The organism is Pontibacter korlensis, from assembly GCF_000973725.1.
Classification (GTDB): domain Bacteria; phylum Bacteroidota; class Bacteroidia; order Cytophagales; family Hymenobacteraceae; genus Pontibacter; species Pontibacter korlensis.
Genome location: NZ_CP009621.1, coordinates 3,330,514 through 3,342,002, shown reverse-complemented (window position 1 = coordinate 3,342,002; position 11,489 = coordinate 3,330,514). Strand labels below are relative to the sequence as shown.

Annotated in this window: 9 protein-coding genes; 1 reads left to right on the top strand and 8 read right to left on the bottom strand. The window is 49.3% G+C overall.

Translation table 11 applies throughout. The features are described 5' to 3' along the window. Positions 1-10 precede the first annotated feature (10 nt). Positions 11-1,189 (top strand): Pycsar system effector family protein, encoded by a 1,179-nt coding sequence (locus PKOR_RS14320; RefSeq protein WP_148561699.1) that lies wholly within the window; start codon positions 11-13, stop codon positions 1,187-1,189. Positions 1,190-1,200: 11 nt separating this feature from the next. Here the strand turns inward: PKOR_RS14320 and PKOR_RS14315 are convergent, their stop codons facing one another. The 8 genes from PKOR_RS14315 to hrpB form a co-directional block, all read right to left on the bottom strand. Further along, a complete protein-coding gene (locus tag PKOR_RS14315; RefSeq protein ID WP_046311609.1) occupies positions 1,201-2,247 on the bottom strand; it encodes an adenylate/guanylate cyclase domain-containing protein in 1,047 nt (348 codons plus the stop codon). Beyond that, a complete protein-coding gene (locus PKOR_RS14310; protein WP_046314518.1) occupies positions 2,222-2,620 on the bottom strand; it encodes a response regulator in 399 nt (132 codons plus the stop codon). Before PKOR_RS14310 ends, PKOR_RS14315 begins: the two co-directional genes overlap by 26 nt. A gap of 69 nt (positions 2,621-2,689) precedes the next feature. Next, the gene (locus tag PKOR_RS14305) at positions 2,690-3,151 is read right to left on the bottom strand and encodes a Crp/Fnr family transcriptional regulator (RefSeq protein WP_046311608.1); all 462 of its coding nucleotides are present in this window, start codon (positions 3,149-3,151) and stop codon (positions 2,690-2,692) included. 9 nt (positions 3,152-3,160) lie between these two features. After that, the gene (locus PKOR_RS14300) at positions 3,161-5,893 is read right to left on the bottom strand and encodes an NTP/NDP exchange transporter (protein WP_046311606.1); all 2,733 of its coding nucleotides are present in this window, start codon (positions 5,891-5,893) and stop codon (positions 3,161-3,163) included. 695 nt (positions 5,894-6,588) lie between these two features. Beyond that, positions 6,589-7,086, bottom strand: coding sequence for an integrase core domain-containing protein (locus tag PKOR_RS24490; RefSeq protein WP_052738873.1), 498 nt, complete (start codon positions 7,084-7,086; stop codon positions 6,589-6,591). After that, positions 7,087-7,374, bottom strand: a complete 288-nt coding sequence (locus PKOR_RS24485; RefSeq protein ID WP_148561698.1) for a hypothetical protein — start codon at positions 7,372-7,374, stop codon at positions 7,087-7,089. It abuts the gene before it with no gap. 119 nt (positions 7,375-7,493) lie between these two features. After that, on the bottom strand, positions 7,494-7,871 hold the full coding sequence (locus tag PKOR_RS23555) for a transposase (protein WP_052738871.1): 378 nt from the start codon (positions 7,869-7,871) through the stop codon (positions 7,494-7,496). 114 nt (positions 7,872-7,985) lie between these two features. Next, the gene (gene hrpB / locus PKOR_RS14285; RefSeq protein ID WP_046311604.1) at positions 7,986-10,430 is read right to left on the bottom strand and encodes an ATP-dependent helicase HrpB; all 2,445 of its coding nucleotides are present in this window, start codon (positions 10,428-10,430) and stop codon (positions 7,986-7,988) included. Positions 10,431-11,489 lie beyond the last annotated feature (1,059 nt).

The following is an 11,489-nucleotide window of genomic DNA, read 5'->3' as shown; positions in this document are numbered from 1 at the left end:
CATGCACACCATGATGGATACCGATATACTGGAAAGAACGCATGTATATGTTGCGCATCAACTGCCTACCAATGGCCTGGATACGGCTCATGCTCTTACTCTGGAGCATACCAGGGCACTGGTTGCCGTGGCAGAAGAAGTTGGCAGATCTGTGCGGCTGAACGAGCACGACATGCAGCTACTGCTGCTGGCCGCCTGGCTGTATGACCTGAGTAACCACCAAAATTCCAGTCCAGAGGAGGTTAAGCCATCTCCGGCAGCACAATTCCTCGAAAGCAGCGGACTTACTGCCGCAGACATAAACACAGTGATGCAGTGCATAGTCGCCACTCAATACCCGCAGCAGCCCAAAAACCTGCTGGAAGAAGTGCTGTGTGATGCTGTTGCCAGCTTTATGGCCTCCAAAGACTACCTGCTGCACGAAGAAAGAAAAGCCGGCCTGACACCGGGCGCTTTAAATGAAGAACTTAAATGGATAGATGAGCAGAGAACTTTACTGAAGAAGCACAGCTACTTCACCTCCTATGCCAGGCATACCTTTTCTGCCGGAAAGGAGAAGAACATCAAAACACTAAAGCAAAAGCGGGAAGAAATCATCAGTGCCACGCCGGAGCTGCAGGTCTTGTGGGAGGAGAACAAAAAGCTCAAGAAAAACCTGCAGAAAGGGAAAGAACAGAAGGTGATAAAAGGTGTAGAGACTATGTTCCGTACTACCATGGCCAGTCACTTACAACTGAGCGTCATAGCCGACAGCAAGGCAAATATCATGATCTCTATCAATGCCATCATCGCCTCTATCATGATTTCCTCTTTTATAAAGAGCTTCTCCGATGTACCTCACCTCATCATACCGGCCTTTTTCCTGACAGTGGTCTGCATTGTAACAACCATTATTGCCGTACTGGCCACCCGGCCCAATATCAAAAAAACCTCATCGAAGCCGGGGGGCATTGATTATCTTTTTTTCGGTGATTATACCACGTTGAGTGCTGATGTATACCGTGCCAACATGCGTGAAATTATGCATGACTCTGACCGCCTGTACAACAGCATGATCGATAATATTTACCTGCAGGGCAAAGTGCTTGAGAAGAAATACCGCCTGCTGAAACTGTCTTACACTGTGTTTGTGATTGGCCTGTGTTTAGTGTTGGCAAGCTACGCGATCGCCTGGTTTTTCCTTGCCTGACCTGTAGCCGCCTACTCAAGCACCTCGTAAGTCATAACCGGATGGGACTTGTTCTTCAGGCTAATCTCCCCTATCGGCTTGCAGACAAAAGACTCCTTGATCTTTTCAAAAGACTTGTCGGTGATAAGGATCTGCCCTGGCTGCGCCACTGACTGCAGTCGCTGCGCCACGTTTACCGGATCGCCAATAACCGTATAGTCCAGCCTTCGGAGGGAGCTGGAGCCAATATTGCCGGAAATCACTTCACCGGCATTAATACCTATGGATACCTCAGGCTTGTATACCCTGCCATCCGACAATGTTTCCTCAAAGGAGCAAAGCTTTTTCCGTACAGCCAGGGCGGCCTCTACACAACGGTCCAGGTGGTACTGTCCCTGGAAAACAGCCATCACGGCATCGCCTAGAAACTTATCTACGTGTCCGTCCTGATCTGTTATTTCGTTCACCATCAGGTCAAACAGCTTGTTGAGCAGGTTAACAACCTCATTGGCCGACACATGTTCTGATATGGCTGTAAAACCACAGATATCAATAAACATCACCGTGGCTTCAACAGACTCGTTCAGAAGCAGGCTTGTTTCAAATTCGGTATGCGTCATGAAGCTTAGCACCGACTCATCCACATACATTTTCAGGATGTTGTTTTCTTTGATAGCCTGCAGTGTGGTACGCATTTGGTTTACATGCTGCAAGGTCTTGTTCATGGTCACCTCCAAATCCTCAAAATCTACCGGCTTGCATATAAAGTCATAGGCTCCACGGTTCATGGCAGTCCGAATGTTTTCCATATCGCCATAGGCCGATACAATAACAGCCTTAATGATCGGGCTGACCTCAGGGATTTTGGTAAGCAAGGTTAGGCCATCCATCTCTGGCATGTTAATGTCTGTTAGAACCAGGTCCAGATCAGGGTGCTCCTGTAATTTTTGTAAAGCCTCTACTCCATTTTGTGCAAAAACAAATTCATATGTATTATCCCGTATTTTGCGCCTGAATTTCTGCTTTATCAGAAGCTCCATGTCTGCTTCGTCATCAACTACCAATATCTTTGCCATCAAAAGTCAGCGTTTTGAGTTTACCTTTGAGTAGGTTAAAGTCTAAGGGTTTGGTCAGGAAATCATCGGCACCGAACTGCATGGCCTGCTGATAGCTTTCCTTATCACCATAGGCAGTGATCATGATGATCATAGGCGGAGCCACAGCATACTTCTGCCGTAGCAGGCGCAATAGCTCCAAGCCACTCATGCCCGGCATATTGATGTCTGAAAGTATAAGCACCACCTCAAACGGATGTTTCTCAACATAGTCATATGCTTCTTCGCCGTTGAAGGCAAAAGCCAGGTCTATTTCTCCGGTACGCACCTCCTTGCGGAAACGCTGTTCGAACAGAGGCTGAACGTCTGCCTCGTCGTCAACTATCAAAACTTTCATAGGCTTTTCGGGTTGCATGTTGTCTATGTCTGTGCTAGTTATACAGTGTTTATGCTATCAGTTTAAGGCCTATAAAAGGCTTGGCTCATTAGCTGAGGCCGGATGCTGCAGGCTGGCACTTTTACTATCCATAATGCGGAGCCTGCGGCACAACGTTTTCAGTATTCCTTTCAGCACCTCCGTATTGTTCATCATGATCTCATAAAAAGGCTCCTGCTCCAGCTTAAGCAGTATGGTTTCCTCTGTGGTCGTGGCACTAGCCGATCTCCGCTCGGCATCCAGCACCGAGAGTTCTCCTACGATGTCGTTCTCTTCCAGCAAGGCCAGTGTCAGGTCGCCGTCATGTATGCGTACCCTGCCTTTAAAAATGAAATACATGCATTTACCGATCTCCCCTTTTGAGAATACACACTCCCCGGGCGTTAGGTATACTTCCTCCAGCACCCCGGCCAGCCCAATCAGCTCCTGCTCAGGTATGTTTCTGAAAGACTCCGAACACCGCAACATCAGCACCTTTTCTATCAGCAGCATAGGTATTTCTTAGCTTAACATGGATACAACATACGTTCTGGTTTCCCGGAAAAGCGGGTCTCCATTATCCGGAACACGGGCCAGCGCAGGAAGTAGAAACTCCTTATCCTGGAGCCGCGGAATCAGGTAGCAGGCCACAGCCCTGGTCCAGGAATTGCAGGTTGCCCTGTTTCCGGTTAATATCTCATCCACAACGGCAGCAGTATTTACGTCCCTGCCGCTGGTTACCCGTAGCTGGTTATTTTTCACGTCCTCTCTGAACTCAATCAGGTCATCCAGGCTGGTGAAGTACTTCTTAGACACAAGCAGTTCCAGCATCTCCACAGCATTAGAAAGTTTGTGCATGGAGCCCATTTTGTAGAGCTCTATAACCCTATCTATACGCTGCTGGTCATAAACCAGCGCAAGGCCTTTAAGTATACTTTGTATATCCTGGTGTATTTCTGAGCAGATTGCCTCCTGCAGTAGTGTAGCTTCATTATCGGGCATCAGTTGCAGGTAGTACTGCTTCTTTAGCTGACCCTGACTCAGCTTGTCATCCAGCCACTGCTCCAGTCCCTTTTTTGTCTCCACAGACACCTCCGCTTTTTTCTCCCAAAGCGCCTCCACAACCAGGTCTGCCTTAGCTGGATAATGCTTTAGAGCTCCTTCCAGGAAAAGCGTAGAAGCTTCTCCTTTTGTACGGCCGGCAGTTTTCAGCAGTACGTCGAGCAGAGGCGCTGAAACCGGTGCTGTTAAAGTTCGAACAACCTCATAGGCAGCATCTCCATAGTAAGTCAGTGCCTTATGCAAGGCCTTGTAAGCCTGGTGGCGTTCTGCCACTGCTACTGCTAACTTAAACAAGTGGTAGCGCCTCTGCTTACCGGCCACCTCTATAGCCTTGTTGTATACAACAGGCGCCGAATCCTGCAGCAGTGCTTCTACTAAGTGTGCGTACTTGCTGCCATCCAGCTCTGCGATAACTTCCAGGGCAAGCAGCTTTTCTGCTGTTTCGCCGGTTGCCATATTTGATAGCTCCTGCTTAGCGGCAGGCGCGGTGGCACCAGGTCGGCAAAGCAGGCCAAGCAGGGCAGCTTTTTTGTTTTCCGGCTTCAGTTGCTGCAGTTCTTCCTGCCTCACCTTTGTGCCGTTAAGGCTTAGAGAGTACTTCGCCCGGATAAGCAGCGGCTCCAGTTCAGCTTCCGGTTTCCTGGCGAGTTGTTCTTCTATGAGCGATAGCGCAGCCGATATGTTGTTGGCAATAATGCGGGAAAGCACGTACTCCTTCACCTCGAAAAACTTACTTTGCAGCTGCCTTAGCAACTGCTCCTGCATGCCCATATAACCTGACTGCTCGAGCAGGTCCAGCGCATGAATAACCTCCTGTGGCCTGTTGCTGTCGGTTTTCTGCACCAGCAGCGCTCTCACATCCTGGCTGTTCAGGAACAATTCGGAACCGGTAAAAAGCCCTTTGCGCAGGGCCTCCACCAAAGTATGCAGGTAAGCTCTTTTGATCAGGATAACACTACCTGCCCAAACAATAAGCAGCACAAGCAGCAGCTGAGAAACGAAGGTAACAGACAGCTCGCCATAGTGCTGCAGGTAAAACGACAGCAGCGTACCAGTAGTCAGGAGGGCAAATGGCAGTGTAAAACCTTTGGCTATAACATGGCCCTTCAGTCGGCTGTGCGGGTCCAGGGGTTGAAAAAGCACCAGACTTACCGGCTCTTGCAGCGTTGAGCGGAGCACTTCTGCTATCAGCGCCATCACCCCAAATATATATAGGTGGGTAATCAGCTCCTCCCCTGCCACCAGGTTAATAATGTTGATCAGGAACAGCAGGGCCGGAGCAATGAGCAAGGAGTTCGTAAGCCCCAGCCTGGCAATTACCTTACTGCTGAAGATCAACTTGAACAGGATAGCCAGAAAGCGCCCGAAGGCAAAGAAAACAGCTATGAAAGTAGCCAGTTCGTGACTGATGGTGCTCTCCAGCTTTATCTCAGAAATAAAGGTATAATCTACCAGCAGCAAGATCATGTAGGCAATCAGGAACCAGATAGCAATACTAAGTATAAGGCTGTTATGAAAGATCTGCCCTATGATTGATTTTTCCGGTTGGTGATGCGCAGTGGAAGTATGGTGAACACCGGCATCCTCCATAGCTGCCACCTGTTCTAATTTAAACTTGCCCAGCAACACAAAGGCAAGTGTAAAGCTGGCAATAGACATCCAAAGCAGGTTGATGACACTAATAAAAGGCACCAGCACCGAAACAGACAGGTAGCCCAGCATTTTAGCCGGAATGTCCCCTGCCCCTACTATCGAGAACAGTCGCTTGCTCTCCCTGACGTTAAACTGCATGGCCACCATACCCCAGAAAGCCTCTCCTATTAATAGGTAGATAACCAGGTTCCAGATAATTAGGGCTATGGTCAGCCACTCAAAGTAGAAGAAAGTATAAGCCAGCCAGCACAGAAATATAGAAAAAGCTGAGAAAACAGATGCCAGCTGTAATAACTTGGCTGGTGTAAAGCGGTGCTCTACGTGCGTGTACACATAGTTGAAGAGCAACAGGCAAGCTCCGGCCATCAGGTATACTTTAGGCAGCACCGTTACCTCGAAAGAGGAAAGGAAAAGCGCCAGGCTAGCCGTAGAAAAGAAAGCAATAGCCGCCCCCAATAAGAACTGCACCAGGAACAGAGACCTGACCAGCCTTACCTCACCACTTTTTATATTAAGATGCTTCGCTAACTCCCTGAACATACACCGTCTGTTTACTCAAGACCGGTAAAGCGTATTACCTCCTTGCTACTATCACTACATCTATATTTTAATATTTTTTACAATATATTTACATTTTCTACGAATTAAAGCTATAAAAGTAGGATACAAAAGAGAATTCTTGTGTTTTTGATAATAGAAATGAAGGAATGGAGGCAACCGTAAAAGTTTTCTAAGGAGAGGGAGTAGTTTTGAGGGTGAAGAATTGGTGGTAAGCGTTTAGTCTGATATCATCTAGCTGTTAAAGCTAAATATGAAGACTTTTGCTCCAGTTAGCGGTTGGTTTAAGGAGGTGGCCAGCAAGCTTGTATTGCCTGATTTTAAGGTAATTATGAGATTAAACCAAGCTACACATTAGGCTATAATCTGAACAAAACCTGGAAAGAAAACTTTCATAACACAACCCCCGCTGAGGGTAAGCACCGAAAGTAGCTGTCTCGTCCTAAAATAAGTTTATAGGTGGTCCCGTCCTGGAAAAAGTTGACGATTTTGAATTGATGATAAATTTATAAAATTAATACGGCTATAGCTTGTCAAATGTATGTACTCCCTCTTTTAATGTCTAGTTGAGCACTAAATTAACTTGACGCTTTTTTCACCAGTAACCACTATTATCGCAGCTGTGGACTTGTGGGTAACTCTGCAGGAGTTATCCATAAATCCACAGCTTTTTTTGCTCATACGCTATCAGCTTCACTCACTGATGACTTTCTCTTCCACTGCTTCACTAAAGGCTCTTCCACCTGATGAGCCTGTGAGGGGGTTAAGTAACTACAGCTCATGTGAGGGCGAAGCGTATTGTAATTGCGGATACCCTTTTCTACAGCCAATAGAGCTTCCATATGTGTTTTGAACACCTGGTTGAGCTTGAACTCATGCTTCAGTATCCCATTCACCCTTTCGGCAATCTGATTCTCGTACGCCTCTCCACTGTCTGTCATGCTAATAGCGATGTCTGCTGCCCTTAGCTTCTTTACATACTCAAAGCTGCAGTACTGCACGCCACGGTCAGAGTGGTGAATCAGCTTGCTGCTTTGTTTACTGCGCGTGGCAAGCGCCATTTCCAAGGCTCTCAGGCAGCCCTCCGTGCTCAGGAACTGATGCAGGCAGTAGTCCACGATCTTCTTGGAGTAGGCATCGGTAATCAGAGACAGGTAGTTAAAGTCGAACCCCACTTAGATGTAAGTCATGTCGCACACCCAGACCTGCTCTGTCTCCAGGACAGGGAGCTGCTTGATCAGGTTAGGATACTTTCTTAGAAGATGGTTAGAATGAGTGGTTTTGGGCACAGATCTTTTAGACCGGATGAGCAGACGGTGTTCCCGGAGCAACTCATGCAGCTTGTCCCTGCCCATAGTAATACCGCTTTTCTGCATCGGCTCCCGCAGCAGAAGATACAGCTTCTTGGTCCCCAGCCCGGGGATCTCCCTTCTGATGGCAGTCACCAGATCCAATGCCAGCATAGCCTGGGCTGCACGTTGATCCAGGAACACCCTTCGCTGATGAAACGCTTGGCGGCTTTTACCAAACAACCGGCAAAGGTTACCGACACTTACCTTTGCTTTTCCCTTATGCTGCAGGGTCAGGACCGTTTGGTACCAGACTTTTTTCGGATCGAGATTTTCAGGTCCTTTTCCGCCACTTCAATCATCGTGTGCAGGGCCAGGATCATGAGATTAGCCTCCTCCAGGGATTTCTCCAGCTGTTTGTTTCGCTGCTTTAGGGCTTCCAAATTTTGCTTTTGCTTCTCAGTCATGGGAGGTAAAGATATAAGTCCTTGCTCAATCTTACGCTGGTAGTCCGTAACCCAGTGATGAATTGTTTTGACGTTGTGTACGCCAAGTTCCTGCATAATATCCTTAGCATCTTCTCCTCCAAAAAGCACGCGAAAGGCAGCGGCCTCCTTGACTTCCTCGCTATACTGATAGCGGCTGAGTAGTTCTCGAATGTGGTCTTCCATAGGTATAGTTTGTTTGAAAAACTGTCAACCTATATCAGGACAAGACCCAAACTTTTCCCTACAAGATTAGCCTGGGAGGGGCAGGTTAATCGTCTGCGAAACTCATCAACTCCCCTACCTCCCCCACTTCACTTCCGGAAACACCGCCTCCAGCTGCCGCTTTATAACGCGGTAATTGCCTTTCCAGAACGTCGCCAGGTCAGCTACCGTCGTGATTGGCTTTAGCTCCGGGGTGAGCAGGTGCAGTTCTACTTTCAATTCGCCGTCGTCTACGGTAGGGCTTTCTTCCCAGGCCAGGATGTCCTGCAGGCGTATTTCCAGCTTCGGTTGCTCGCCCTGCGCCTTATACTCCAACTCTATCGAAGAACCATCTGGCAAGTTTATACTTGCAGGGGCCAATACCTCCAGCCTTGCCCGCTGCTCATCATTTAAAAACTTTTCCAGTATAGGCAGCAACTCCAGCTCCATCAGCTCGTCGGGGTGTTCTATGTCGAAGAGGTGTGGGCGCAGCCAGTCCCAGTTGGTCAGGAGCAGGGTAGCGGTGCTTACGTCGGGCCAGCCTTCTGCTGGTCGCCATTTGCGCAGGCTCAGCACACGGTTTTGCCACTGGGTTAGCTCCTCATTAAAGTCCAGCAGGTGCTCGCCTTCCAGTTTGATGGCTTCGGAGATGGCAGGTAAGCGGTGCTTCTCGTCGGGTGGTGGCAGCGGTTTGCTTTGCAGCACGATGCTGCCGATGCGGGTATCCATAGAAGCCGTTAACTCGCCGTCGTTCAGGTCCCAGTGGTAGCTTTCCTGCTGTTTTACAAGCGGAGCCAGGTCACGCGGGTTGAGCGGCGAGGCCAGGAAAATGCGGCCCGGGTTGTCGCCGGTGCCGGCGTGCAGGTGCGCGATGGCCAGCCAGGGCTCGTGCGCCAGGTCGTCGCGGTGACCGGCAGCCGTATACTGGCCGCTGGCCAGTTGGAACTGCGCGTTAATGCCGGGGCGGGCGTAGGCGATGCGCTCCGGGTAGCAATGCGTGAGCAGCACACCGGTTTCGTAATCGTCGAACTCACCGTTCTCGGTTTCCACATTAAACAGCTGGCGGTACGAGCGAGCTACCTTCTCGATCTTGCCGAAACGCTTGCCCTGCCCCTGCTCTTTTCTATACCTGCGGAGGGCTTCTATTCTTAAATTAATGTCGATGCCGGCGTTGCGGTCCAGCGGGTCGCGCTCTTCCAGGATGGCGGCAATATCACTTGCTAAGGCCACCTGGTCGGTTTCTTCGGCTTTGAGCAGCATGTGCGCTATGCGCGGGTGGCACGGAAGCGCGTGCATTTTTTTGCCGTGCTCCGTAATGCGACCATGCTCCAGCGCCTGCAACTGGTGCAGCATGTCGGTGGCCGACTGCAGGGCAGCACGCGGTGGCGGGTTCAGCCAGGTCAGGCCGCGGATATCCGTAATACCCCACTGCGCCATGTCGAGCACCAGCGAGGACAGGTCAGCTTCCATGATCTCGGGGGTGCGGTGCGGTGTCATGCGCTCCTGGGTGGTTTTGCTCCACATGCGGTAGGCAGTGCCGGGACCCAGCCGACCGGCGCGACCGGCACGCTGGTCGGCGGCGTCTTTGGAAATACGCACCGTTTCGAGGCGCGACAAACCCGATTTCGGATCGAAGCGGGAAGTTTTGCCGAAGCCCGTATCCACCACCACCGAAATGCCTTCTATGGTCAAGCTGGTCTCGGCTATACTTGTTGCCAGCACCACTTTGCGCCTGCCTTCACGGTTAGGCATAATGGCGGCGTACTGCTTGCCGAAGGGCAGCATACCGAACAGCGGGTGAATCTTAAAATCGCGCAGCTGCCTGCGAAGCAGTTCTTCTACTTTCCGGATGTCGTTTTCGCCGGGCAGGAACACGAGGATATCCCCTTCCCGCTCCTTTGCTGCCTGCACCACTACTTTGGCCGTCATTTCGGGCAGCATGCGGTCGTCGGCATCGCCGGTGTAAAAGGTCTCGACGGGGTATTGCCGCCCCATGCTTTGCGCCACAGGGGCCTTGAGCAGGCTCGTGAGCTGGGGCATATCCAGGGTGGCCGACATGACCATAATGCGCAGGTCCGGGCGAAGTGCTTGCTGCGCCTCCCGGCTCAGGGCCATGGCTACATCGGCATGGATGCTGCGCTCATGAAACTCGTCGAAGATCACGATGCCTATACCTGTCAGCGAGCGGTCGCTGTGGATCATGCGGGTAAGGATGCCTTCGGTTACGACCTCGATGCGGGTAGCAGCGGAGGTGCGATTCTCGAAACGAATACGGTAACCGACGGTTTGGCCTACCTCCTCACCCAGCAGCTGCGCCAGGCGCTCGGCAATAGTTTTGGCCGCCAGGCGCCGGGGCTCCAGCATGATGAGCTTCTGATCCTGCAGCCAGGCCTCGCCCAGCAAAGCCAGCGGCAGCAAAGTGCTTTTACCGGCTCCGGGAGGGGCGTTTACGATCAGCGTGTTCTGCGCCGCCAGGTGCTCCCTAACAGCAGGTATAATTTCCCGAACGGGTAAGTCTATGGTAAATGGGTTGAAGGGCAAAGAAAGGTGTAGTTATTACTGTTTAAAAGACTAAATTAATCTATATACGCAGATTAAGTTATAATTCATTAACGTTAAATTTGGTTACTTTATTTATTTGCTTGTCTTATTCAATAAATAAAATATCATATAATGAAAACAACAGAATCTAGAAATGTAAATTTAATAGATGTTATTGATTCAATTTATTCTGGAGAGTTCCAATTACTAGAATTTCAGAGAGAGTATGTCTGGAAGGTTAGTAGGCGTGAATTCAAATTTGGAATGTGACCTACACCACATTTCCCCAAAGGCAGCAATGAGGAATGTAGTAAAAAAGAAACAGGTATAAAAGATAACAGCTCCGCAGATAAATTTCTAAAAACCAATTATCAAATTGACTCCGTCTTTAACCAAACCGGGCTGCTGTCATCTACAAACAGGAATATTATTAGAGATAGGATGCCGTCAGATTATGTCCAAGATATCATAAAAGATTATGGAGGGGGGCAAGCTGGAAAGAATAAGTTGATAAGCATTTTGTCAAACCATTGTATAAACGAAGCTGCGGTGGATCATCTCCTTAACAATAATTATTTTAATTTCATTTCTGAAAGGAAGAAAGCCATTACAGAGCAGTTGAAAACAAACTGTCATGTTAGAAACATCTTAGAACCTACGGTCGAAGAAATGGAAGAAGCACTCTCTGAAATTGATTAATCAATAGTTTAGTTTTGCCCTTGCTGGCGCGAGCCCAATGTCATTCAGTTAAGGAATTTAATCTTATGTGCATTGCTTTTTCTTTCATGAGAAAGAGCAGATTATTTGTCGCGTAAGGGGGTTTTAATGGTAAATGCGGTGGAGCCAAGTATAAAAGCAGGTCGCAAGACTTCACCAGGAAGCGTGTACTACCTTTTAAGCTATTGGCGGTTTTGATGGCTCTACAAAAGCCTGGCTCTGGAGATAGGAGAGTTCTTCAAGGAGCCTGCCCAACCGAAGGTGAGCTTAAGCCTGGGTGCTTGCACGCAGGCCAGGCAGAAGCCTTCACCGACCTTACTCCACACCTTCAACCTGGCGTTT